At 41.1% G+C, this 22,292-nt stretch carries 27 protein-coding genes and 1 pseudogene; 17 read left to right on the forward strand and 11 right to left on the reverse strand.

Translation table 11 applies throughout. The features are described from left to right. Positions 1 to 4: 4 nt before the first annotated feature. The 6 genes from ACJA3J_RS05850 to ACJA3J_RS05875 all read left to right on the forward strand — a co-directional run bounded on the left by ACJA3J_RS05850 (position 5) and on the right by ACJA3J_RS05875 (position 3,210). A complete protein-coding gene (locus ACJA3J_RS05850) occupies positions 5 to 373 on the forward strand; it encodes a hypothetical protein (protein WP_406945772.1) in 369 nt (122 codons plus the stop codon). A gap of 12 nt (positions 374 to 385) precedes the next feature. Beyond that, the gene (locus ACJA3J_RS05855) at positions 386 to 520 is read left to right on the forward strand and encodes an XkdX family protein (RefSeq protein ID WP_406945773.1); all 135 of its coding nucleotides are present in this window, start codon (positions 386 to 388) and stop codon (positions 518 to 520) included. Between the two features lie 246 nt (positions 521 to 766). Next, on the forward strand, positions 767 to 1,204 hold the full coding sequence (locus ACJA3J_RS05860; RefSeq protein WP_406945774.1) for a hypothetical protein: 438 nt from the start codon (positions 767 to 769) through the stop codon (positions 1,202 to 1,204). Positions 1,205 to 1,468: 264 nt separating this feature from the next. Next, positions 1,469 to 1,876, forward strand: a complete 408-nt coding sequence (locus ACJA3J_RS05865) for a hypothetical protein (RefSeq protein ID WP_406945775.1) — start codon at positions 1,469 to 1,471, stop codon at positions 1,874 to 1,876. Between the two features lie 2 nt (positions 1,877 to 1,878). Continuing rightward, complete coding sequence (locus tag ACJA3J_RS05870; RefSeq protein ID WP_406945776.1) at positions 1,879 to 2,124, forward strand: phage holin; 246 nt, start codon at positions 1,879 to 1,881, stop codon at positions 2,122 to 2,124. Next, positions 2,125 to 3,210, forward strand: coding sequence for an N-acetylmuramoyl-L-alanine amidase (locus tag ACJA3J_RS05875; RefSeq protein ID WP_406945777.1), 1,086 nt, complete (start codon positions 2,125 to 2,127; stop codon positions 3,208 to 3,210). Between the two features lie 206 nt (positions 3,211 to 3,416). On the opposite strand, the gene ACJA3J_RS05880 is transcribed toward ACJA3J_RS05875, so the two are convergent. Beyond that, complete coding sequence (locus tag ACJA3J_RS05880) at positions 3,417 to 3,773, reverse strand: hypothetical protein (RefSeq protein WP_406945778.1); 357 nt, start codon at positions 3,771 to 3,773, stop codon at positions 3,417 to 3,419. A gap of 95 nt (positions 3,774 to 3,868) precedes the next feature. Here ACJA3J_RS05880 and ACJA3J_RS05885 point away from each other — a divergent pair, with 95 nt between their 5' ends. Together ACJA3J_RS05885 and ACJA3J_RS05890 are read left to right on the forward strand one after the other, a co-directional pair. Next, positions 3,869 to 4,096, forward strand: coding sequence for a hypothetical protein (locus tag ACJA3J_RS05885; RefSeq protein WP_406945779.1), 228 nt, complete (start codon positions 3,869 to 3,871; stop codon positions 4,094 to 4,096). Further along, positions 4,089 to 4,430, forward strand: a complete 342-nt coding sequence (locus tag ACJA3J_RS05890; protein WP_406945780.1) for a YolD-like family protein — start codon at positions 4,089 to 4,091, stop codon at positions 4,428 to 4,430. Before ACJA3J_RS05885 ends, ACJA3J_RS05890 begins: the two co-directional genes overlap by 8 nt. Positions 4,431 to 4,629: 199 nt before the next feature. On the opposite strand, the gene ACJA3J_RS05895 is transcribed toward ACJA3J_RS05890, so the two are convergent. Both ACJA3J_RS05895 and ACJA3J_RS05900 read right to left on the reverse strand, forming a co-directional pair. After that, entirely contained in the window at positions 4,630 to 5,292 is a 663-nt protein-coding gene (locus ACJA3J_RS05895; protein WP_406945781.1) for a hypothetical protein, read from the reverse strand. Between the two features lies 1 nt (position 5,293). Then, positions 5,294 to 6,001, reverse strand: a complete 708-nt coding sequence (locus ACJA3J_RS05900; protein WP_406945782.1) for a DUF3800 domain-containing protein — start codon at positions 5,999 to 6,001, stop codon at positions 5,294 to 5,296. A gap of 548 nt (positions 6,002 to 6,549) precedes the next feature. On the opposite strand from ACJA3J_RS05900, the pseudogene pyrH reads away from it, so the two are divergent. From pyrH to ACJA3J_RS05915, 3 genes and pseudogenes are all read left to right on the forward strand, one after another. Beyond that, positions 6,550 to 6,918 (forward strand): annotated as a pseudogene (pyrH, locus tag ACJA3J_RS05905) (UMP kinase); the annotation flags it as partial. Between the two features lie 105 nt (positions 6,919 to 7,023). After that, positions 7,024 to 7,914 (forward strand): D-amino-acid transaminase, encoded by an 891-nt coding sequence (gene dat / locus ACJA3J_RS05910; RefSeq protein WP_115894547.1) that lies wholly within the window; start codon positions 7,024 to 7,026, stop codon positions 7,912 to 7,914. 286 nt (positions 7,915 to 8,200) lie between these two features. Continuing rightward, on the forward strand, positions 8,201 to 8,638 hold the full coding sequence (locus ACJA3J_RS05915; RefSeq protein ID WP_406945783.1) for a hypothetical protein: 438 nt from the start codon (positions 8,201 to 8,203) through the stop codon (positions 8,636 to 8,638). Between the two features lie 20 nt (positions 8,639 to 8,658). Here the strand turns inward: ACJA3J_RS05915 and ACJA3J_RS05920 are convergent, their stop codons facing one another. Further along, a complete protein-coding gene (locus ACJA3J_RS05920) occupies positions 8,659 to 9,294 on the reverse strand; it encodes a YitT family protein (RefSeq protein WP_089653163.1) in 636 nt (211 codons plus the stop codon). Between the two features lie 139 nt (positions 9,295 to 9,433). Between ACJA3J_RS05920 and ACJA3J_RS05925 the strand changes: the two genes are divergently transcribed. Continuing rightward, positions 9,434 to 10,192, forward strand: a complete 759-nt coding sequence (locus ACJA3J_RS05925; RefSeq protein ID WP_115894545.1) for a (S)-benzoin forming benzil reductase — start codon at positions 9,434 to 9,436, stop codon at positions 10,190 to 10,192. Positions 10,193 to 10,224: 32 nt separating this feature from the next. Here ACJA3J_RS05925 and ACJA3J_RS05930 read toward each other — a convergent pair whose 3' ends face one another. Further along, on the reverse strand, positions 10,225 to 11,202 hold the full coding sequence (locus ACJA3J_RS05930; RefSeq protein ID WP_406945784.1) for a S66 peptidase family protein: 978 nt from the start codon (positions 11,200 to 11,202) through the stop codon (positions 10,225 to 10,227). Between the two features lie 129 nt (positions 11,203 to 11,331). On the opposite strand from ACJA3J_RS05930, the gene ACJA3J_RS05935 reads away from it, so the two are divergent. Further along, positions 11,332 to 11,511, forward strand: a complete 180-nt coding sequence (locus tag ACJA3J_RS05935) for a hypothetical protein (RefSeq protein ID WP_406945785.1) — start codon at positions 11,332 to 11,334, stop codon at positions 11,509 to 11,511. A gap of 15 nt (positions 11,512 to 11,526) precedes the next feature. Here the strand turns inward: ACJA3J_RS05935 and ACJA3J_RS05940 are convergent, their stop codons facing one another. Together ACJA3J_RS05940 and ACJA3J_RS05945 are read right to left on the reverse strand one after the other, a co-directional pair. Further along, positions 11,527 to 12,150: a bifunctional 2-polyprenyl-6-hydroxyphenol methylase/3-demethylubiquinol 3-O-methyltransferase UbiG gene (locus ACJA3J_RS05940; RefSeq protein WP_244157212.1), complete on the reverse strand. Its 624-nt coding sequence runs from the start codon at positions 12,148 to 12,150 to the stop codon at positions 11,527 to 11,529. Further along, positions 12,147 to 12,680 (reverse strand): dihydrofolate reductase family protein, encoded by a 534-nt coding sequence (locus tag ACJA3J_RS05945; RefSeq protein WP_406945786.1) that lies wholly within the window; start codon positions 12,678 to 12,680, stop codon positions 12,147 to 12,149. The genes ACJA3J_RS05940 and ACJA3J_RS05945 overlap by 4 nt, the downstream gene beginning before the upstream one ends. Positions 12,681 to 12,961: 281 nt before the next feature. Here ACJA3J_RS05945 and abc-f point away from each other — a divergent pair, with 281 nt between their 5' ends. Next, positions 12,962 to 14,542, forward strand: a complete 1,581-nt coding sequence (abc-f, locus tag ACJA3J_RS05950; RefSeq protein WP_406945787.1) for a ribosomal protection-like ABC-F family protein — start codon at positions 12,962 to 12,964, stop codon at positions 14,540 to 14,542. Positions 14,543 to 14,620: 78 nt separating this feature from the next. Here the strand turns inward: abc-f and ACJA3J_RS05955 are convergent, their stop codons facing one another. Next, on the reverse strand, positions 14,621 to 15,493 hold the full coding sequence (locus ACJA3J_RS05955; RefSeq protein ID WP_089653175.1) for a DMT family transporter: 873 nt from the start codon (positions 15,491 to 15,493) through the stop codon (positions 14,621 to 14,623). A 1,173-nt stretch (positions 15,494 to 16,666) separates the two neighbouring features. Between ACJA3J_RS05955 and ACJA3J_RS05960 the strand changes: the two genes are divergently transcribed. Beyond that, complete coding sequence (locus ACJA3J_RS05960) at positions 16,667 to 17,221, forward strand: GNAT family N-acetyltransferase (protein ID WP_406945788.1); 555 nt, start codon at positions 16,667 to 16,669, stop codon at positions 17,219 to 17,221. A gap of 13 nt (positions 17,222 to 17,234) precedes the next feature. Here ACJA3J_RS05960 and ACJA3J_RS05965 read toward each other — a convergent pair whose 3' ends face one another. Then, the gene (locus tag ACJA3J_RS05965; protein WP_406945789.1) at positions 17,235 to 18,695 is read right to left on the reverse strand and encodes a SulP family inorganic anion transporter; all 1,461 of its coding nucleotides are present in this window, start codon (positions 18,693 to 18,695) and stop codon (positions 17,235 to 17,237) included. Between the two features lie 282 nt (positions 18,696 to 18,977). Between ACJA3J_RS05965 and ACJA3J_RS05970 the strand changes: the two genes are divergently transcribed. Together ACJA3J_RS05970 and ACJA3J_RS05975 are read left to right on the forward strand one after the other, a co-directional pair. Then, entirely contained in the window at positions 18,978 to 19,397 is a 420-nt protein-coding gene (locus ACJA3J_RS05970) for a universal stress protein (RefSeq protein WP_089653181.1), read from the forward strand. A gap of 35 nt (positions 19,398 to 19,432) precedes the next feature. After that, positions 19,433 to 19,639, forward strand: a complete 207-nt coding sequence (locus tag ACJA3J_RS05975) for a zinc ribbon domain-containing protein (RefSeq protein ID WP_089653183.1) — start codon at positions 19,433 to 19,435, stop codon at positions 19,637 to 19,639. 66 nt (positions 19,640 to 19,705) lie between these two features. Here ACJA3J_RS05975 and ACJA3J_RS05980 read toward each other — a convergent pair whose 3' ends face one another. Both ACJA3J_RS05980 and ACJA3J_RS05985 read right to left on the reverse strand, forming a co-directional pair. After that, positions 19,706 to 21,340 (reverse strand): putative ABC transporter permease subunit, encoded by a 1,635-nt coding sequence (locus ACJA3J_RS05980; protein ID WP_406945790.1) that lies wholly within the window; start codon positions 21,338 to 21,340, stop codon positions 19,706 to 19,708. Continuing rightward, positions 21,333 to 22,055: an ABC transporter ATP-binding protein gene (locus tag ACJA3J_RS05985; protein ID WP_089653187.1), complete on the reverse strand. Its 723-nt coding sequence runs from the start codon at positions 22,053 to 22,055 to the stop codon at positions 21,333 to 21,335. The genes ACJA3J_RS05980 and ACJA3J_RS05985 overlap by 8 nt, the downstream gene beginning before the upstream one ends. Between the last annotated feature and the right edge of the window lie 237 nt (positions 22,056 to 22,292).

A 22,292-nucleotide genomic window follows, 5' to 3' on the forward strand; every position in this document is an offset into this window, starting at 1 on the left:
AATGATGGTAAATTACGCGGAAATAAATGCGGACAGCATTTGCATTGGCATTAAGAGCGTTTTGAAAGAAATCACGGATGAAAATTTGGTGGAGATCGAATCGGTTAATGAAGATTATTTATTTAGAAAATACGATCGAGAAACGGAAACATGGTCGGAGGAAAAGTACTTGCCTGACCGCCCGGCTGTCCAGCTGGACGCATTCGAAAAGCTGAAAGCGGACAAAGACCAGCTTGAATCCACATTAAACAGTGTCTTGCAGACCAATGCGATGAACCTTAAAACAATGGCCGAACAAAGTCGTCAATTGAAGGATTCTCAGTCTTTAAATGCAGACATTATGCTAAAGATGGCACGAAACTCAATTAACTAAGGAGGAGATTACATGTATTTCGAGACGATTAAACAGTATTATGAGTGGAACTTGTATGATAACAAGGATGTGGCAGACTTTGTGGAATATGATTGGTTAACTCCAGCGCAATACCAGGAAATCACAGGAGAAGAATACGCAGCTTAAGTAAACACCCGATGAGGTGTATTTTTTATGCAAAAAAAAGAGAGACCGCCAACCCGGTCTCTCAAGAGCTCACAAACACGAGAAATTTAATCTTTTATACGGGGGTGAGCTAAATCTTATAATGCAACAAGTAGTTCGTATTTACCACTGTTTCCGAGTGTTGTTTACAAATTATTTACATTCGCGGGTTGTGATGTGCAGGAAAACATTCCCTTTTGCCGAAAATAGTAGTCAGGAGGGGATTATATGAATAATGATAAAGGGAAACTTTCAGACTATTTCACTAAAAACCCTGTAGATATTAAATTATCGGATATACCACAGCCTGTTAATGTATGGGATTTAGGTGGTAACTCTTCTCAAATGGAGAAAGAACTAGCTGAAGCTTACGAAGAAAAAGAAAGGTATAAAAAGGATGTATTAAATACTCTTAAAAATATTGAAAGCAATACATTGTATCTTAAAGAGATGCATGTAATTGTAAAAGAAAATACTCAACATCAAGAAGAAATACTGAAAATCTATAATCAAATGTTTGAAATGGCTACTGCAAATGATAAAAATGAGGCAAGGACTAAATACAGAAAAGCGTTAGATACTGCCAAAAATTTTACTGGTGATATTGAAACTACAGGGAAACTGATGAAGCTCATTCAAGATGCATATGAATTTCTTCCATTTTAATTAAATTGACATATTTTTAGAGTTCCTATCCAGGGGCTCTTTTTTATTATGTCTAAGGAGGTGATCATATGGGGAAGCAAGGTCAATACAAGACAAAAGAAGTGAAGAAACGGAACGGCCGCCAAGGGCAGTAAGCCAGAGGCGATAAAAAGGATAAGAAATAAACAATAAAGTGGCTCGCCAATGTTGGTGAGCCACTTTTTATTTACCAAGGGGAGGTACTACACCTCTTCGAAATTAATGATTGCATTGAGGGGGTCGAGCATGCCGGACCAGAAGGAAGTGGAGGAGATGAAAGAGTTCATGGGAGTGCTCATGGATGTGAAAGTATCCATGGCCGAATTGAACGGTAAGGTGGATAAAATCCTCAGCTTAGAAGAAAAAGTGAATAACACATATGATATCGCGAAAGGTGCTGAACGTCGCTCGAAAGATCACGAAGACGAAATCAAAGAGTTGAAAGATAAGAAGGCGGACAATGATGATTTAGAGCGGATAATTAAGGATCATGGTAAAGACATCAGTGATTTGAAAGATAAGAAAGCTGACAAGGGTGATGTAGAACGAATCATCAAGCAGAAAGACAATTGGCAGCGTAACCTTCCAGCTTGGGCCGCAGTGCTTATTGCAGTAGTTAGTTTTTTATCTCGATTTATTAGTATAGGAGGCTAAAGATGAAAGAACAAATCAAAGAAGTAGCAACACTTGTTGGAGGTTTTTTGACAGCGATCATGGGTTTTCTAGCAACATTAAACATTAAGTACGCCTGGCTTACAGAAGCAAGTATTAGTGCCCTAGTAACAGTTATTATTGCTGGAGGCATGTTGGCAGTGGGGATTTATGCGGCTTGGAAAAACACTTATGTCAGTAAAAAGGCCAAAAAACAAAAAGAGGAACTTCAGAGAAAGGGGCTTAAATAGATGGCTAAGCTATTAAAACCAAAAGGTCCTTGGAACGGAAAGCTTGTCGCATTGGATGATGGACATGGAATGCAGACACCAGGTAAGCGGACCCCGTATATTCCTGAGTTAGGTAGAGAAATCCGCGAGAATGAATTTAACCGAAAAGTGGTTGGATTCCTCGCGGATACTTTATTGGCTCATGGATTCAGGGTGCTCCTGGTTGCGCCGACAGATACAGACACGCCATTGAGCTATCGAACGGATGCTGCCAATCGACACAATGCAGATATTTATGTCTCTGTTCATTTTAATGCCATGAGCTTTGACTTTGATTATTCCAGCGCCGACGGCATTAGTGTACATGTCTACCTGAATAACATGAAGTACAACTCAGGCAAGCTGGCCCGAGCAGTAGGTAAGTATTTGAAACAAGGGACTAAACAGGACTGGCGCGGATATAAGGAAGACAATTTCCATGTTCTCCGCGAAACAAATATGCCAGCCATCCTCACTGAGAATGGTTTTATGGATGATCGTCGAGAAGCTCTTCTAATGTTGAAGGAAGGATTCCAAGTGGAAGTAGCCACTGAGCATGCCAAGGGAATTTGTGAATATTTTGGTGTTGAGTATAAAGGACATGACTTTGCCCCGATGAGCAAAGGTTATTTAATTGAGGGTGATCAGGGTGAGTCTGTGAAGGATCTTCAAAGAAAGTTGAATCAACTAGGATATTCACTGAAAGTTGATGGAATATATGGTCCTAAAACAGCTGGAGCAGTTGCTAGTTTTCAGGAGAACCACTCTTTACAACCCGATGAATCGTATGGACCTAAAACACAAAAGGCGCTCGATGAAGCCCTTAAACGCTATGCTTCTGTGGTCAATAAAGAAGAGGAGGAAAACTTGAAAGAGACAGGATTCAAGGACGTAGAAAAGGATTCACTTTTGCAGAAGGAAATTACTAAAGCCAAAGCAGCAAGAATTACAAAAGGTGTCGGTAATGATTTGTTCAAGCCGAATCAAACAGTTACGCGCGCTGAAGCTGTTGCGTTTGTGGTACGAGCAGTGGAATACGCAACTGGACAAGAAATCCAAATAGATTAAAAAAGCACATCCACCATTTATTTACCATTTACTTTTGAATTTTGTGTAGTTAGAATGGTTGTTATCCACTCTTGGAAGGACCTCAGCGGTGAGGTTCAAAACTTACTTTGGTTGGTAAGACATAGTGGGTCCCCTCTTAAAGATAAGAGGGGTTTTTTGATATTTAAACCTGTTATTGGTAAAATACCAATACTCTGTTTACAATTTTAAATATTTCCGGTCTCCAAACAGAGCAAGACCCGCCTTCTAACCCCTGGCGGGTCTTTTTTAACATAATTCGGAACGAAAGAAATAAAATACATTATGGCATTGTCCCATACTGCAACCATCTCTGTTTTTAGGGGTGGTCTTTTTAATTGAACAAGTAACTCAAAATCTTCAACATCCTCACTGAATTTCACAGGTATCCCCATAAAGTTCATCGACATCATGAGTGGGTCTCCCTGATCATCCAGAACAGGTCTGTTCCTTATCTGTTCTCCCAGCCATTCCTCGTTCACTTTTATCTTTGTAGCGTCATCATTATAAAAAATGGCCATCTCTAAATCTCTAAATAACCTCATATGTAAAACCTCCATTTTCCAGTTTATTTCTATATCGATTGTGATATCATATATATTAACAGAACAAACGTTCGTGTAAAAGAGGGGTGACGACAATGAATGGAATATTGAACCGTGCTGCTGGATGTAAGATGAGCTTGGAGATGATTTATATTGATGGTAAAGGAAATATGACTCAACGAAAGATTCGTGTTGTGGAGGTACGCGAAAGCAACGTTCTTGCTTATTGTTACAACCGTAAGAAAGTGCGTTCATTCAGATTGGATGGAATCCTGTCGGTGTACCCTTATAAGGAAAGGAAAGGTGCAGCTGTAAATGGATAATCGCAATCGAGATCGAGGAACGATAAAATGGACTTCTTTGATGTTGCCAGAGCATGTAGAAATGGTGAAACAAGTATGGAAAGAGGATGAGCGTATCGAAAAGCCCATATTAGATGAACAAAAATGGGAGGAAATTGAATTCGCTCTTCATAGATCTTTAAATGATGGGTTGCTGGTAGAGGTTAAATACCACAATGGATTTGATTTTAGTTATTTTAGAGGTAAATTAACATGCATCAATACTCATTCAAAAACTGTTACATTAATACCCAATAAAGGGTCTGAAAAAGCTACATTAAATATAAACCAAATTTCAGATGTTTTTTTCACTTAAAATGTGTATAAAAAATGCTCCCAAGTGTAAACTTAACTTAGGAGCAAAAAAACGTTTCACAAATGACATCTAAAGGTATATACTTAATACAACAGTTTAGTTGTGTTTGACAACATCTTTTTTTAATGATAGTTTTCTAATAGCTCATCTACCTAGTTGTAGAAGGAGAATCCGGTTTTCGCACAGCGATTACCGGTTTTTATTTTGTTAAATTTCCTACTTCCTCCCAATAGCTTTTATGCGCTTTTCGAAACTTCTCTTTTGCTCTTAGATAAAAAGTAGGAAATGCGGTAATGAAAAAGTAGTCTTTTATCTCATTACGTTTCCCTCTCTTTCTCTTGTACCTTTCCTCAAATACAATAGTGTAGTCTACACCAGCGTGGATAAACCTTAGGTACAGCTTTTGGTTGTGTCCCGTTTGTCTCTTTCTAGGTAACTTTTCTTTCCAAATAGAGATGCTTTCATCTTCTTGATTTGCCAATTCAATAATACGATTGATCCAGTTAATTCTAATCCCTCTGTATAAGCAAACATTTCTTTTTTGCCCGTTATTAAGACTTATAGTAATTGTCTCTTCTAGACAGTTGATGCCTGGACAATGGTTAAATGAAGGGCAGTTATTGCAAGGGAGGATATCTTCAAATTTCTCTTTTTCACCTAAGCTAATAATATGCCAAAACATTTCGTTTTTATCTTCGATCCATTTACTACAATCTAAGTATATAAAATGGCCGAAAAGACGGTTTCTTTTATTCCTATTCATTAGATTGTCCTTGAAATAAGAATACAAATGATCAATCTTATCATCTACTGAATCCGTAAGTGGTAATGTTAGAGGGTCTGGTAGTTTTTCAGAAAACATGTTATTTCACCACCTGAGGTTCCCAAAGAAATAAATTAAACTTATTTTCATATGGAGGAGTCTTAGTAGATAGTGACTGGCCGATATGGTCTTCAATCCGATTTATTATGTCAGTTTTAGCTGGACTTCCTTCTGTAAAGTGAAGTCCTCGGTGGTAGTAGGAAAGTGCACCGATAAACAAATCGCAAAGTTGCATTATTTCAGATTCATGTGAATGAATCTGTTTTATGTCTTTAACGACTTCATTCCTGAAGTCATACTTGCTATTACTTAAAACTTCATGAAGTTTTCTTACCTTACTTCCTCCATTTGTATCTTTTATATCTATGAATACTCTGTAAGTGTGTTCTGGAAGTATCATAGGATTAAGCAAGTAATAATACATCTTATAATACCATTGATCGTAAGTATTCCCGTATCTATGATGGTCTAAGTAGTTTTTGTTTAGTAAGACTATACCTCTAAAACCTAAATTCCTATTGAAAAAGAAATAATCAATCAATTCCAAATAAAAATCAATCTTAGAAGGTGTAATCTTTGTCCATTTAATTTCAAACCAAGTGCTTAAACCATGCTTTTGCTTAATATCCCTAATTTCATTAAAAATTCTGGGCTTCATGTGCCTTTGTACCTTTAATCCTCCTAGCACCATCACATCGCTTTGATCATTCTCTAAGTGACAACTTTCATCACAATATATATACTCCATATATTACACCCCGAATAATAGTTTATGTGTACATTATATAATGATATTTTCATAATGTTAACTTAACTTGAATTTCTTAGTAACCATTATGTAGATATGTTATAGGATATAGAGCATTTTTCATAGCCCCAAAACATTAAAAAAGTGCCACAAAACCGAACATAAATGATACTTCTAAATAAAAAGTAATGTTTTGTAAAAGAAAAAAGCGCCAGTGTGGCGCTTTTGTCATATTAAGATATATTAAATAAACTCAAATGAATGAAGTGTTAAAACTGGTCATGTGTCTGAAAACTCCCATCTTATCTGGGGATACATGAGCTGAAAATATTTTTCATTATTGCAATGACTACATATGTGTTCATATCTTTTAGGGTTCCACTCCATAACACTACCCGTAAAATTCATTTCGCCTTTTCCGCACTTATCGCAGATATACTTTACTCCATAAGGCTTAACAGGATAGCGCTTTTCCATAAGTGGATCCTCCCGCATAAAACTGATGTGCTGTATTATAATGATATTAGATGAAGTTGGTTAATATCAGTGTAATCTTTTGTGGTTTTAGCGGGAACGGGCAGCCGTTTGTGACGACCGATTATCCTGCGGTACAAAGGGCGATTGAATTGGATTGTGAAGCGATCCTTGTTGCGAAACAAGGGGTGGATGGTGTGTACACATCGGATCCTGTCAAACATAAAGGAGCCCAAATGTATGGCACGTTAAATTATGATGATATACTTCTCCATAACATCCAGATCATGGATCAGTCCGCTCTCATTCTTGCACGAGACTTTAAGCTGCCTGTCCACATCTTCAATTTTGATCATCCAGGGCTGATGAAGAGGGTTTGTATGGGTACAGATGAGGGTACTCTCATTTCACATCGACCTTCCAAGCTTCAAACATTGGAATAGGTCGAACGGTACCATTTAAAAAGTTTTTCAACTGAGGGTCCAACCCCGGCCTTTTTTCTGATAAACTATTCGTTAAACCTAGAGATGACTTGAGGAGGCAAAGTAATGACGATTCATGACCATATATTGACAGAGAATGATTTTGTAAAACAGGATACATTGAAGTACCCATTTGAGGAACGGGGGCTTCAATTCGGTGACGGGATTTATGAAGTCATCCGTGTGTATAACGGAAACTATTACTTAATCGATGAACACATTGATCGGCTGTACCGGTCAGCGGCAGCTGTTAAAATCGATGTCCCTTATAAAAAGGAAGAAATGTATGAAAGGCTGTATGAACTGCTCAAGAAAAACGGGATCAAAGGGGATGCCAAAGTATACTTGCAAATTACCAGAGGCTCTGCGCCTAGGGATCACGCCTTTCCTGATCAAACACAAGCCAACTTATATGCCTATGTGAAAGATCTCCCTCGTCCAGAATCATTCTTACGTGAGGGCGTCAGTGCCATTACTCAGGAAGATGTCCGCTGGGACTGGTGTTACATTAAGAGTTTAAATTTGCTTCCGAATGTCCTCGCTAAACAGACGGCCAAAGAACAAGGCTGCTATGAGGCGATTCTCCATAAAAATGGAGAAGTGACAGAATGCAGCTCTTCCAACGTTTATTTTGTGCGTCAGGGAAAAGTGTACACCCATCCGGCTAAGAAGAACATTTTACATGGATGTGTAAGAATGAGGGTGGAAGCTTTTTGTAAGAGGGAAAATATTGATTTTATTGAAGAAGCCTTCCAAGTAGAGGACCTTGCTTATGCGGATGAACTGTTTTTATCCAGCAGTACCTCAGAAATCATGCCTATATTGAAAGTTGACGGGCAAACCATTGGTGATGGTCAGCCTGGCGCGGTTACGCGGAAGCTGCAAAAGTGTTATGAGGCAGATGCTCATATAAATCAGGAGGATTCAATCTTTACAAGCCAGGCGGCAGCTGAATAATAGAAGCTCGGTAGCTTTAGGCTGCCGGGCTTTTTCGTTATTTCCTTTGTGAAAAAATGAGCATCATAGCTGGCACCCATAAACCTGCAGGTTGTACCAGGTACAGAAGTGCGTACTACCCTGCCCATGGCGTACCAGGTACAGAAAAGGAAAACCGTGTACCTGGTACGCCACGGTGTGGGACATCATGAGAGTAAACGGTGAGAAAAGGGAGCAAGCGGGATAATAAATAGAGGCTTTTGGATATGCTATAATGCTAAGGAAAAGAGGAAAGGAGCGGTCTTTTATGGGAAATGTAAAACTTGAAATGACAAAAGAACAATATGAAACACTGGTTGAAATGGTGTTTTTAGGGACATGGATGGTCAATTCGACAAAGTTGGAGCTGGATGAACAGTTCGAAGATGTAAGAGAACTCGTCTTGTCAAAATATAAGGAAGGGAATCTTGAGGACAAGGTTTCCTATCAGGAACAAATAGGTGTCCATGACCTTGATGTGGATTATGAATCGAAACTATTAGATACGCACGTGGAAGAATACGATGAGTTCAGCTTCTGGGACAAGTTGGTCGAGAAACTCGCTGAAAAAGAGATGACGGAAATCTACGGCCCCCTAGAAGGGAAACTGACAGAAGATCAAATGGAAAAGCGACTGACCATTGAGGAAGAAATCGGTCGAAAGCTTGAAGAGACAGGTGTGACGAAGCTCACCTTTGAGGAATGAAAAAAAGCGTGATGCTTCCATCACGCTTTCTGTGTCATTTTCTTCTTTGGTTGTGTCCATAGGGCAGCAATCGGCCTGGCCCACTGGAAAGACCATTGAATGAGCGGTCCTAATAGCAAGGCGACAATCAATGTCCCGAAACCGACCGGGGCTCCGAGCAAAAAACCAATGAGAGCCATTCCAGATTCGGAGAAAATGCGCACCCTACTTTTCGATTGGTTCGTTTTTTCATTCATAATCATCATGAAGTGATCCAGAGGAATGCGGGGGAATGGCGTTCGTAAATAAACAGAGATTCCAATAGCTGTGGCTAAGAGGCCGAGTGAGAAAATGCCCCATTGAGCCCACCATGCTTCATACTCCATATTCTCAAGCATTCCGTATAGAAAGATATCCAGTGTTCTTCCGCGGATGATAATCGGGATCAATGATTCGAATTGAGGGCGTTTATGCTCCAACTTGGCATTAACAAGTAATAAGATAACAAAAGCGACGATCATGACGCTTCCGACAGTTACAGGGAAATGCATGGAGAGACCGACAGCAATGCTGTCTCCCGGACCGACTCCTAAACCGGATTTTATGATCAGCGCAAGGCCAAGACTTGAAACGACAAGTCCTGCAACGTAGATGATAAATAGAAACAAATATTTCATAGGTAGACTCCTTTATGTGTCCACTTGTGCTTCGTTTATCATATCGTTTGGATTCTGCTATGTAAAGTTTCTGAACGGAGCGTTTGCCGATTGTTCAGATGGGAAAACAAGAAAGAGAATGGAAGAAAGGATGATACGTATGCAATACGCCGTTGTAACAGGGGCTTCTCGTGGTTTAGGAGAAGCGATTGCACGTCAATACATTTTAAAGAATGTGAATGTGGTGGCCGTTTCGCGTTCAGAGAATGAAGAGTTGAAAGCATTGGCAGAGGAAAAAGGAGTGGGTTTTCATCATGTCAGCTGTGATCTAAGTGACATGAACGATTTAAATCGAGGACTCAATCAAATGGTCGATCTAGTTTTTCACAAGGACACGCATTATGTTTATCTCGTCAATAATGCAGGAGTCATCGAACCCATTGAAACGGTTGGTGAATTGGAAGCAGATGCCGTTCAAAAACATATGCAAGTGAATGTAACGGCGCCCATTCTTACCGTTAATCGTTTTGTGAAAGAAGCGAATGAAAGAGACATTTCTCTTGGGATCATAAACATTACCTCTGGTGCAGCAGAGAAGACGATTCATGGCTGGAGTACATATAGTAGCTCCAAAGCAGCCATCAATCGTTTTACACAAACTCTGGCTCTCGAGCAGGAAGGGAAGGATCATACTATTCTTGCCTATAGTCCTGGTGTCATTGATACAGACATGCAAGGCGAAATCCGTTCCTCTTCAGAAGACGCTTTTGCAGATGTGGAGAAATTCCGCAAATTGAAAGAAGAAGGGGAATTACGCTCGCCTGATGAGGTGGCGAGTGTATTAATGAACCTTTTAGAAAAACCGGATAAAATCGAAAATGGCCAGGTGTATAAGCTTTATGATCTAGTAGGTAAATGATGGAAGGAGCCCCGAGATGAACGGGGCTCCTTTTAATATTCCAGAAGTTCGATTGCTGAAGCTTGTTTGTGGGCTTCAATTCTTACTTGGCCTCCGATAGGGAAAGTAAAGATCGGAGTGGTATGACCGAAGCTTGCATTGTAAATGATCGGGATATGTCCGAGTTCTTTTTTAGACTTGAGAATCTGTATAAGCATATCATCATCCATGTTGGATTCTTTTTGGAAGCGGCCGATGATCATTCCCCGCACTCCCTCGAAGCCAGGTTGGTGGATCAATGATTGTAAATCACGGTCGAAGGTAAAGGGGTCTGATAACAGGTCATCTTCAAGGAACAGGATTGTACCATCAAGGGAAGGCATATACGGCGTTCCCTGAAGCAAGTTCAATGTACATAGGTTCCCACCTATGGAGGTTCCTTCAGCCACTCCTTCATGCAGTACTTCATAGCCGGGATTGGTATGGAATTGTCGCTCCTGTTGATTCAAATACCAGCGATCGTCACTCCAGTCAAACGCTGGGTATATGTTTTGCGGTTCTGTTTCAGTGAATACTTTCATAAAATGATCGAACGTATAGTGGAAGCCTTTCTCCATACCAAAAGAGGAAAAGTGGGGACCGCTGTATGTGACCAGCCCCGTCCTTTTATATATCGTGTTGGAGAGAGCCGTAATGTCCGAATAGCCACAGAAAATCTTTGGATTCTTTTGAATGAGATCGAAATCGAGATGGCTCAACAACTGGTTGCTGTCATATCCACCAAGAGTAGTTAAGATGGCTTTGACATTCGGATCAGAAAAAGCTTCGTGAATATCGGCCACTCTGTGATCGACCGGATTCGAGATGAAATGGCTGCTTTCTGCCGCATATGTACTGAAGCTTACGTTGAATCCCGCCTGATTTAATCGCTCTATGGCAAGATCCTGTTGTTCAGGTGCTACGATCGCTAAACTTTTAGCGGGAGAGATCACTCGAATTTCATCTCCCTTTTTCAATTTCTCAGGTATCATTGGCTTTCCTCCTTCGTCCATTGGTAAATTACAACACTATACCAAATATGTGTGTTTTCGTCTATCATTTTAAGAAAATTCCGAAACTATTTTCGAATTCACTCGTATGTATGAGAAAGGAGGAATGATATGTTCCCAACGGTTTTTGGACTCATCCTTGTCATTGTGTTTTTAGCTCTTATCTTCAGGTTTGTAGGGCAATCAACGAGCAGTCGCAGCCTTTCCTCTAAAAAAGATGATGCGACGTGGCAGCCTGGATTTCATCAGTTCGATCATTCGGATGGTGGTGGAGACGGGGGAGGAGAGTGAATCGTGACTCCTCATTCACTTTCTTAAAATGACTCCCTGAAAATGAGTGGGTCCATCTCCATCTTCATCCATTGGGATTTTATGAAACGCTTCGAGCTTGAACTCCCTTGTTAGAATGGATTTAAGAATATCGTCATCATAAAAAGAAAAAAAGCGTTTAGGCTCATGAAAGTCTCCTTGCCAAATGCCTTCGTGGTTGATGCCGCCATAAACACCTAAATAAAAGAGCCCATCTTTTTTTAGAACTCTACGAAGACCTGTTAGAATCTCGGGAAGATTCTTTTTGGGAACATGAAGCAGACAATTCAACGCCCAAACGGCATCAAAAGATCCTGCTGGAAACTGTAAGTCATCAAAGCTCATAACGTCTGCTTTCAATCCTTTTTCACGACAGCGCTGCACCATTTCTTCAGATAAATCTGTTGCGTGAACGTCGACTCCTTTTTGTGAAAAGAAAAGACTGTCTTTCCCAGGCCCGGATCCGATTTCGAGCATGGTATGTTTTTGCTCATCCCTCAATCTTTGCAGGAAAGCTTCCCGCTCATGAGTTTTCCAATCTTGTGTCTGGGTTTGATTGCGCTGTTTCGATTGCCGGTCATACGCGTCAGAGAGGTTCTTTTTTAAATCTTGTGGAATCAATGGCTCTGCTCCTTTCTTTGGTAAGTAATCGCCAGCATGCCGTCAGGGTAGGCATTTGTTTCTGTAAGCTGCAGCTCTTCTTCGTGGTCATTTTTTTGAAAAAGTGGAATGCCTTTACCGATCAATGTTGGTTGAATGAAAATCTGGTATTCATCAATCAATCCAGCGGAGATGAAATAATGAATCAGGTTTGCTCCTCCGACGACCCATATGGTTTTATTCTGTTCATTCTTCAGCATGTTCACGAGAGGCAGGGTCTGTTCAGGCTGGAGGTATGTTGCGTATTTGTCATGGCCTTCGCGTGAGTTACTGACCACATACACATCCTTCATTTTGTAGGGGAATTCTTCAGCTAATTCAAAGATGTGATCATATGTTTTTCTCCCCAAAAAGACGGTATCGATGGTATGGAAAAATTCTTCATACCCATAGTCTTCTTCTGGATCATCCCGCAGCCAGTCAATGCTGCCATCCTCTCTTGCGATATAACCATCGGTACTTTGAGCAATGAATAAAATGACTTTACCCATATGAATACCTCCGTTCTTTTTGTCTTGTAATTCCAAGCCACTTCATCATATAATAAACGTAACCAAAAAAGAAGGGACTGACGTTTAAAGCAATGAAGTACTAATCCTGTTGCTAAACGAGTATGAGAATAAGAAACAACACTCGTTCCAGATACAGGATTGGTCTGTCCTTTTTTAAAAAGGATTCTATTGCTTTAACATCACCCTACATATATGTCGTGGTGTACCTGAAAGCGATGGCAGGCTCAAACCTCTCTGGAACGATTCAGGGAGGTTTATTTATGTTGAACATGCGAGCAATTAATATACAGTATCAAATCGGGAGCCGGAACATTCTTGATATTAAAGAACTGAGGATTCATGAAGGGGACCGGATCGGTTTAGTAGGCAGAAACGGAGAAGGGAAAAGTCTCTTGTTGCAATACTTGTTAGGGAAACTCGACATAGTGCCGCAAGTGGAATGGCACACTTCTTATGGATGGCTGCAACAGATGAATGAAGAAGAATGGAAAACTTCCACAATGAGTGGTGGAGAAAAAACGCTCGCCCGTCTGGAGCAAGTGCTTGAAAAGGGCCACCCATTGCTTTTTCTTGATGAACCAACCAACAACTTGGATTGGGAGCACATCGAAGACTTAGAAGAAAATTTGCGCCATCATGAAGGCGCTTATGTCGTTGTTTCTCATGATCGGAAGTTACTCAATCGCTGCTGCAATAAAATATGGGAACTCGAGCAAGGAAAGATAACGGAATACCATGGTGATTATGATTTTTATGAAGCGCAAAAGGACCTGGAACAAAAACAGAAGTACGAAAAGCACGAACAGTATGTGAAAGAAAAAAACAGAATCGAAGAACGAATCCGCCAGAAGCAGTCCCAATCAAAAGGAATGCGAAAACCTCCAAAGAGAATGGGGAATTCCGAGTGGCAGCTGGGTAAAAACAAAGCGGCTGCCCATCAAAAGAAGGTGGAACGCGTCAGTAAAACACTAGAACACAGGTTGGACCGTCTTGAGAAAGCAGATAAACCGATGGAATGGGATCAAGTGAAAATGGAGTTCAACCAATTGAATCCTTCAAGTAAAAAAGTGTTGGGGAAGGCGGGGGAGACTGAGGTACAAGTGGGCTCAAGGTTTCTTTTTTCCAGTCCTGAGTTGTCATTGAGAAATGGATCGAAGACAGCCTTCATCGGTGGAAATGGCACAGGGAAATCCACCTTTATTCGATACCTTTTAAAAAACACCGACTGGCTTTCTTCTGGAGTAAAGGTGGGATATTTTCATCAGACCCTGGAAGACCTGCCTTTAGAAAAGAAAGTGTACGACTATGCAAGTGAAGGGAGTTCACTATCTGAAACTACAATCCGTATCATCCTTGCACGCCTCAGGTTTTTTGCAGATGATATGAACAAAATCATAGGACAATTAAGTGGAGGAGAACGGGTGAAGCTGTCTTTGGCGAAGTTGATTGCCAGCGGGTCTACGTTCCTCGTGCTGGATGAACCAACGAACCACCTGGACCTTGAAGCTATTCAAGCTTTAGAACGGTTGATTTGTGATTTTCCAGGGACGATTCTTTTTGTTACCCATGATCGTACATTCATCGAGAGAACAGCGGATCAATTATGGATGATTGAAGATTCAAGGTTAAAAACATTTGATGGCACATGGAAACAATGGGAAGAATATGTGGAGAATCCCCCCGTCGCGGACGAGGAAGCCTACGATCAGATGGCATTAGAAACAAGGTTGACGGAACTTATCAGTCGGCTGAGCATGCCAGGGCCGAACGATGATGTTGCCGAGTTGGAGTCTGAGTATCAACAAACCTTGTCTCAATTAAAGAAACTGAAAAAGGATTAAAAAAAAGCGACCGGCTGCGGTCGCTTTTTTTATGATAAGAGAGATCTCGCTGCGTGAAGAAACACTTCTCACGACAAGCTACCGAGACGTCTCAACTTTCTTTGCCTCTTTGTTATTTCTCAAGAACATGTAAAGAGAAGCGCCGAAGATTGTGAAGTAACCGAGAATGCTGAAGATATCGGGTACTTGGTCAAATAAGATAATACTGATGAGTGCCGAGTAGACGACAGTGGAATAGAAGAAGATCGAGATCTCACGTGCCGGTGCGAATTTATAGGCGATCGTCAAACCGAACTGTCCTAACGTCGCAAATGCACCAGCGGATAGTAGGTATACCCATTGTTTTAAGCTCATCGGTTCATAGAAAGCAATGGTGAAAGGGAGCAGGGTGACCGTCGTGAAAAACGAGAAGTAGAAAACGATGGTGTAAAATTTCTCCTTATCTCCTAAAACACGCAGTAAAGTATAAGCGCCCGCCGCAAAAACAGCTGAAAAAATTCCCGCGAGGTAAGGGATGAACTCGACGGAAAACGCCGGTTTAATGATGAACAGTGTGCCGATAAAAGCGACGATAATAGCGATGATTTGATACAAACGTGCTTTCTCTTTCAAAAAGATAGCCGAAAAAATAATTAACAAAAAAGGACTGAGTTTGTTGAGCATATCCGCGTCTGACAGCACGAGGTTATCAATGGCATAGAAAAACAACACCATCCCGATCGTACCAAGTGCTGAACGAGAGAGCAGCAGCTTCTGGTTTTCCTTTTTTCCAAATAATCGTTCTTTGTTGTACATGACAAAACCAAAGGCGATAATGGCTGATACGAGGTTGCGGAATAAGGTCTTTTGAACAGTCGGAACGTCTCCAGACAGCTTGACTAGTGCCGCCATCATAGAGAAGCCGAAGGCAGATATAAGTAAAAGTATGATTCCTTTATTTCGATTGCTCATGATGGTTCCTCCAGTTGTACTTAGGTTGTGCAAAAAAAACACCTTTACCATCCTAATACAAAAAATCCTCGAAAGAAAGCCAGATGCACTTCTTCCACAAAAGCTCCCGATTGTGGAAGACTCGGTTTCGAGATAACCAGGGTTCGTTTGCCTTATAGGGAGTCGGGGTGGTTGGGAAGCAGCTCGTCCAGCTCCATCGCCCAGACACTCGCGTCATAAGCAGAACAGCAAAGGAATGAAAAAACACATTCCGTTGCTGTTCTGCTTATGCCAGTCGTGTCTACCAGGGCGATTCCGCATTTGAACACTTTCCTGTGGGGGAGCGTCGAGCTTCCTCGGGCAGGCTGTCGCACTAAGGGATCTCGCCTATCTCCTTCTCCCACGGGAGTCTCGCAGCTTCCCAACCACCCCATTCGATTTAGGAGAGAATCGAACCCCTATACCCAGATGTGGCTTTTTCCATTCCCACTCAGAAGCAGACATAAAGCGCTCTATATCAAGTTTTTACACTCGGATTGACACGGAGAGAATTGTATATTATCCACTTCACTTAAACATACAAGCAGAGTTTCTGAGAACTGGTTTCGAGAACCTGATATGGTAAAGGGGCGGAGGGGAATGGGGAGACTCCTGCGGGAAAAATGTGCTTGGTGAGCCCCCACAGGACGCAGTTCGAGGAGGCTCACCGCACTCCCGCGGAAAGCGATTCATTCCCCGCAGCCCCATCCACTCAATAAACATCTCGAAATCAAGTCTTCAAGAATCCTGCTATATAGCGGAGTAAAGTGGATTGTCTATACATGGTCTTGAAAAGTGCGATATACTTGGAGTAGTCAAGGAGAAGGAAAGGGCGATAGATGTTGATATGTTCTCATCCTATTTTTGAGAGAACGCGTGTCATAGAAAATAATCAGCAGCTTTATATAGAAAAAGAAAACACGCTTAAGCTGTTTGAAACGAGGGTCGTGTCACCAAAGGAAACTTTTCCTCTTCATGCCATTCATGATGTTTCATATCGAAAGTCTTCGGATATGTATGGAATGCTGTATTTGCATACACACAAAGGTGTACGCGCTTATATGGTGAAAGAAGACCCTGATCCTTGGATGAAAAAGTTAAAAGCATGTCTTTTAAGAAACTGATATCAATTAGAAGGATATAGGACGTGATGGAGTGGAAGTGATTGAAGAGAATGACCGTATTTATCTTCGAGAAGTCTTACTTGAAGACTGGTCAGCTTTTCACCCTTATTCATCGAACGAAGAGACGGTAAAACACCAGCCGTGGGGGCCGAACACAGAGGAAGACAGTCTCTTTTTCGTCCGTCAAGTGATTATTGATCGGAAACAAAGACATAGAAGCCGCTATGTTTTTACAATTGTAGAAAAAGAAATGGACCAAGTGGTCGGTAATATTGAGATGAACATCAGAGACTGGGATGGTGTTGGTGAAATCGGTTTTATCATTCATCATGATTATTGGGGAAGAGGCCTGGCCACAGAAGCCGTTCAATTAATGATCAACTATTGTTTTGAGCATTGTGAACTTCAGCGAATAGTGGCTACATCAAATCCGGAGAATATCGGATCAATCAAGGTGCTAGAAAAGGTCGGGATGATTAAAGAAGGAACGCTTCGGAAGGATTTGCTTGTCAAAGGGAAATGGCAGGATTCTTGTGTCTACAGCATGCTGAGGGAAGAATGGATAGAAAAAAGCGCAAGGCTATAGCCTTGCGCTTTTTTTATGAAGCATTCAGTTTATCATTGACTGTAAGACGTTGAACAAGCTGAGAGCTGTCCTTATTCAATCCGACAATCTCGACATCTACATCACGGTCTTCATATTTCGTTATAAGTTTATCAATCGCAGCAACAGCTGAGTCATCCCAAACATGGGCATGAGTAAAATCAATGACGACATGAGGGACTTGAACATCATAGTTGAAATGCTTAATCAAGCTGTCTGTGGAAGCAAAGAAGACTTGACCACTGACATGGTAAACCATTTTTTCTGCATTCTGGTCGAATACTTCCTCAACTTTTACTTTTGAAATCTTAGCAACGAAGAAGATAGCACTTAAAATGACACCAGCAATGACGCCTTTAGACAGGTCATGAGTTTGTACAACCGTACCAACGGTTACTAGCATGACGATACTGTCTGTAACCGGAGTCTTTTTGAAGCGTGTCAGTGAGCTCCAATCAAACGTTCCAATCGATACCATAATCATAACCCCGACAAGGACCGCCATAGGAATTTGAACAAGTAGATCGTTGAATACAATAATCAACAACATCATAAATATTCCTGCTACGAGTGTCGATAATCGTCCACGACCACCAGAGGAGACGTTAATAACGGATTGACCGATCATGGCACAACCAGCCATTCCACCGAAGAAACCGGAAACCACATTGGCCATTCCCTGTCCTCTGGCTTCCTTATTTTTATCACTCACTGTATCTGTCATATCATCTACAATCTGGGCAGTTAATAATGATTCAAGTAACCCTACAAAGGCAAGAGCTAGTGATATAGGGAAAATAATTTGTAGCGTTTCAAACGTCAATGGAATATCTGGTAGTAGGAAAATAGGTAACGTACTGGATAGTTCCCCCATATCCCCTACTGTTTTCAATCCAGCTCCTGTGGTGATGGCGATGATTGTCATTACGACAATAGCCACTAATGGTGATGGAACGGATTTAGTGAACCTTGGCAGGATATAAATAATAGCTAATGAACCTACCACCATCGCATACATAGCTAGTCCTGCCCCTTCAAAATGGACAAGTTGTGATGAGAAAATAAGAATGGCTAAGGCATTGACAAATCCAATCATGACAGACCTAGGAATAAACTTCATAAGCTGACCAATTTTTAATGCACCCAAAGTGAACTGTAAGATACCCGTCAAAATCGTAGCAGCAAGTAAATACTCCAAACCGTGGTCCTTGACTAAAGTGACCATAAGGACAGCCATAGCTCCGGTGGCGGCAGAAATCATACCAGGACGACCACCCAGAAAAGCAATGACGAAAGCGATACAGAAGGAAGCGTACAATCCTACCATGGGGTCGACTCCAGCGATGATAGAGAAAGCGATCGCTTCAGGGATGAGCGCCATAGCGACAACCATGCCTGAAAGCACATCGTTTTTTACGTTTCCAAACCATTGTTGTTTAATTGTTTCTGTGTTCAACTTCGCACCTCTTTCTATTATTTTTGTATTGTATTGTCCGTGACAATACGAAAATCCGGCAAGAACGATCAGATTATATCACCTATAGGGGATATTACATAACCCCATGTAAGCGCATAAATAAATATTTTACTCCTTTTTTCTCTTTTTTTCGCCTTCATAGACCCTAACTATACAAAATTAATTTTATTCAGTGTTATTTAATAGGAGTTTTATTACCTTTATCATGAATGAAAATGGTAAAATGGAAAAAATAGATGATTATCGATTGGGGGAATTCAGATGTATCAAAAAATATTAGTAGCAGCAGATGGATCCGAACACTCAATCCGTACAGCTGAACGCGCGGCTGAACTTGTCAACTTACAAGAGGATGGAGAAATTACAATCGTTTATGTGATCGATGGTGAGCAGTCGAAGTCAGATGTCCTATCCGAAGGTGATCAAGGCATGGTTGAACAGCGTCGACAGCAGAGATTGAAACCAATCGAAGAAATCCTTCAGGAGAAAAATGCTTCTTATCAAATAAATATACAACATGGTGAACCAGGTCCAACGATCGTTAAATATGCGAATGAAAATAACTTTGACCTTGTAGTAATTGGAAGTAGAGGTTTGAATACACTGCAGGAAATGGTATTAGGTAGTGTAAGTCATAAAGTGGCGAAGAGAGCGAAATGTCCAGTTATGATTGTGAAATGATGGTAATTATAGTCTAGAAGGGAGATGTATATCCAGTGAGTGAGCAAGGCTGTATTAAATGTGGAAGTACAGATGCAGGAAAAAAGGATGTATCTATGACAGGCTCAGGTCTATCAAAAATGATGGATGTACAAAACAACAAATTCACCGTCGTATATTGCAAAAACTGCGGATACTCAGAGTTTTACAATCAAAATGCTTCCAAAGCAGGTAACATTCTCGACTTTTTCTTTGGAGGCTAACTCTGAATGAATTACGATGGAATATTTAAAAGCTCTGAGTTTTTTACTCAGAGCTTTTATAAATGTTCAAAGGATCTTATAGTATTTTTGCTGGACCATACGATTCAAGAAATATTGTGTAATGGCAGTGATGATCAGCAACACAAGGATCAGTACACTACTCACCGTCCATATCCCTTCCAAGCCACTATTCCACAAAATAAGAATAACGACTCCGAAGACTGCGGCTTCCAGTGCGAGAGGGACGATTCCAATAAATCTTCCTTTAAATACTTCACGCTCATCCGTCCAATTAAGCTTAGGACTATACAAGTCAATGATGAGCCCTGCAATGCTAGCAATCCAGCCTGTAATAAGAGAAATCACAAACCAGAGGAACCATATGATAAAAGGTACTTTAAGGACGATTAGAGCGGCCAAGCTTAAAAGAAGTATGGAAAGAAAGTTCATGAAGAAGGACACAAGCAGCTTGCTAAGGATGACCTTTGAGGCCGGAATCGGCAAGTATAAATGATTGAACCAGCTCTTCCCATCTCTGGATACAGAGGAGAAGGAGGCGGGGTTGATTCCTAGTGCGACAACTGTGAGCCCGAACATCCCAAGGATGACTTTTTTTCCTTCAATTACATTGAGCTGCGTGCCCCACCCCGTAAGAGGTCCGTTGGGGTCCAGCATCATGATAATAATCAAGAATACAGGAAAGAAAAGGCTTTGTACGACAATTTGTGTGAAGAAAGTCGGTGTTCGAAAGATGATGCGTATCTCTTTTTTCCATAAGCTCATTAGTATGGACTGCTGCTTCACATGTTTCTGAACTTTCTCTTCGTCGAATTCGCTGCGCTTTCCTCCAGATAACCCCAGTACTCCTTTGAAGTAGAACCTCTGTCCGACTGTGAGGAATAACAAGATTGCCCCTAGAGATAAAGCGACAAACAGCAGGAAATAAAAAAGGCCAGTCCAGGATCCTATATCAGTCAGTGCGATACTGCTGAAATAAGCAGTCGGGAAGAACTTCGTTACAAGTTCAAGAAGAGCGTTTTGCTGTGTTAACATTTCGGCTGCGTTGCCTGTTCCGGAATCCAACCTTACCAGTACATTGATTCCGATGGCAAAGACAAATCCAAGGAGCCCGACGAGGACTTTCGTACGATCTTTATTTTTAGATATGTTAGCAAATCGCATGATGAACATTAATACGATGGCAGTTAAAACGAAGGGAATGATCGGCGTCAAAGCCCATACGATAAACGCCAATAGGTAATAAAGGACTCCAGCCCCACTATGTATGCCATAAAATACGAGAGAAGGGAGCAGCAAGATCGTATTCAAACCGTATAACGATAGAAATGGAACCGCAGACTTCCCGAACAAGATTTGATACGGTTGAAAAGGTAAAGAAATAAAGGACTCCACATCTTCGGCGAAGTAAAAAGAACTGAGTACAGTCCCTATACTTGTGAAACAGAAAATAAAAGTCATCATCACAAACAATAACCCGAGAATGACTCCTTCGTTGCCTATTGGTTCAAGGGCGGCATACATGTTACCAATGATACCTTGGATGAAAAACAATATAAGCAGACCGAAAGGGATCATCATTAAACCAATCATGATATATCCGAATTTTTCCATACTGCTTTTGTTAGCCATGGACAACTGCATTTTGACCATGACTCGCATTAATTTCCACGCTTTACTCATTTTGCGTCAGCTCCAGGAACAATTGCTCCAGATTATCATCATCTTTAAATTGCTGTCTCATCTCAGCCATATTTCCCTTGAATTGCACATGCCCATTGTTAATGATAGCGACTTCATCACACAGCTGTTCCACTACTTCTAATACGTGAGTGGAAAAGAAGACGATTTTCCCTCTTCTGGCATGGTCGCGCATCATCTCCTTTAATGTGTAGGAAGATTTGGGATCCAGCCCCGTTAACGGTTCATCTAGAATCCATACATCCGGATCATGAAGCAGTACACCACTGACAACAATTTTTTGTCTCATTCCATGGGAGTAGGTTTGAATATGATCATTCAAAGCCTCATAAATGCCAAAGCTTTTTGTTAAGTATTCGATCTTTTCTTTCCGGATATCCTTAGGGACTTCGAACACATCAGCAATGAAATTTAAATATTCGATTCCTTTTAACCTGAGAAAAATGTCTGAACGGTCCGGGACATACCCAAATTGATGTTTTGCCTTCATCGGTTCTTTCGCGACATCGATGCCATTCATAATGATCGAACCTTCATCAATGGGCAAAATCCCTGTCATCATCTTGATGGTTGTTGATTTTCCAGCCCCATTCGGGCCGAGAAAGCCGAAGATTTTACCATCTGGTACAGAAAGATCAAGGTCTTTGACCGCGTGCTTTCCTGCGAAGCTTTTAGAGATACGATTAATTTCTATCATATTTTCACCCTTTACCTAAATTGCTTTCCTCTTTTCTATACGAAAGAGAAGGGAACAATGTTTCAATTTTCCAACGCTCAGTTGGTTATTATTTTCCTCTGGTTATTGAAGTATATGGCAGGATTGCGCATTTGAATACTTTCCTGTGGGGGAGCGCCGAGCTTCCTCGGACTACGTCCTGCGGGATCTCGCCTATCTCCTTCTCCCACGGGAGTCTCGCAGCTTCCCAACCACTCC

This window comes from Halobacillus sp. SY10, from assembly GCF_045401165.1.
Lineage (GTDB): Bacteria > Bacillota > Bacilli > Bacillales > Halobacillaceae > Halobacillus > Halobacillus aidingensis.

Coding starts and splice junctions, on each gene's coding strand:
- ACJA3J_RS05850 (WP_406945772.1), top strand. CDS start 5: ATGGTAAATTACGCGGAAATAAATGCGGACAGCATTTGCATTGGCATT.
- ACJA3J_RS05855 (WP_406945773.1), top strand. CDS start 386: ATGTATTTCGAGACGATTAAACAGTATTATGAGTGGAACTTGTATGAT.
- ACJA3J_RS05860 (WP_406945774.1), top strand. CDS start 767: ATGAATAATGATAAAGGGAAACTTTCAGACTATTTCACTAAAAACCCT.
- ACJA3J_RS05865 (WP_406945775.1), top strand. CDS start 1,469: ATGCCGGACCAGAAGGAAGTGGAGGAGATGAAAGAGTTCATGGGAGTG.
- ACJA3J_RS05870 (WP_406945776.1), top strand. CDS start 1,879: ATGAAAGAACAAATCAAAGAAGTAGCAACACTTGTTGGAGGTTTTTTG.
- ACJA3J_RS05875 (WP_406945777.1), top strand. CDS start 2,125: ATGGCTAAGCTATTAAAACCAAAAGGTCCTTGGAACGGAAAGCTTGTC.
- ACJA3J_RS05880 (WP_406945778.1), bottom strand. CDS start 3,773: ATGAGGTTATTTAGAGATTTAGAGATGGCCATTTTTTATAATGATGAC.
- ACJA3J_RS05885 (WP_406945779.1), top strand. CDS start 3,869: ATGAATGGAATATTGAACCGTGCTGCTGGATGTAAGATGAGCTTGGAG.
- ACJA3J_RS05890 (WP_406945780.1), top strand. CDS start 4,089: ATGGATAATCGCAATCGAGATCGAGGAACGATAAAATGGACTTCTTTG.
- ACJA3J_RS05895 (WP_406945781.1), bottom strand. CDS start 5,292: ATGTTTTCTGAAAAACTACCAGACCCTCTAACATTACCACTTACGGAT.
- ACJA3J_RS05900 (WP_406945782.1), bottom strand. CDS start 6,001: ATGGAGTATATATATTGTGATGAAAGTTGTCACTTAGAGAATGATCAA.
- dat (WP_115894547.1), top strand. CDS start 7,024: ATGACGATTCATGACCATATATTGACAGAGAATGATTTTGTAAAACAG.
- ACJA3J_RS05915 (WP_406945783.1), top strand. CDS start 8,201: ATGGGAAATGTAAAACTTGAAATGACAAAAGAACAATATGAAACACTG.
- ACJA3J_RS05920 (WP_089653163.1), bottom strand. CDS start 9,294: ATGAAATATTTGTTTCTATTTATCATCTACGTTGCAGGACTTGTCGTT.
- ACJA3J_RS05925 (WP_115894545.1), top strand. CDS start 9,434: ATGCAATACGCCGTTGTAACAGGGGCTTCTCGTGGTTTAGGAGAAGCG.
- ACJA3J_RS05930 (WP_406945784.1), bottom strand. CDS start 11,202: ATGATACCTGAGAAATTGAAAAAGGGAGATGAAATTCGAGTGATCTCT.
- ACJA3J_RS05935 (WP_406945785.1), top strand. CDS start 11,332: ATGTTCCCAACGGTTTTTGGACTCATCCTTGTCATTGTGTTTTTAGCT.
- ACJA3J_RS05945 (WP_406945786.1), bottom strand. CDS start 12,680: ATGGGTAAAGTCATTTTATTCATTGCTCAAAGTACCGATGGTTATATC.
- abc-f (WP_406945787.1), top strand. CDS start 12,962: ATGTTGAACATGCGAGCAATTAATATACAGTATCAAATCGGGAGCCGG.
- ACJA3J_RS05955 (WP_089653175.1), bottom strand. CDS start 15,493: ATGAGCAATCGAAATAAAGGAATCATACTTTTACTTATATCTGCCTTC.
- ACJA3J_RS05970 (WP_089653181.1), top strand. CDS start 18,978: ATGTATCAAAAAATATTAGTAGCAGCAGATGGATCCGAACACTCAATC.
- ACJA3J_RS05980 (WP_406945790.1), bottom strand. CDS start 21,340: ATGAGTAAAGCGTGGAAATTAATGCGAGTCATGGTCAAAATGCAGTTG.
- ACJA3J_RS05985 (WP_089653187.1), bottom strand. CDS start 22,055: ATGATAGAAATTAATCGTATCTCTAAAAGCTTCGCAGGAAAGCACGCG.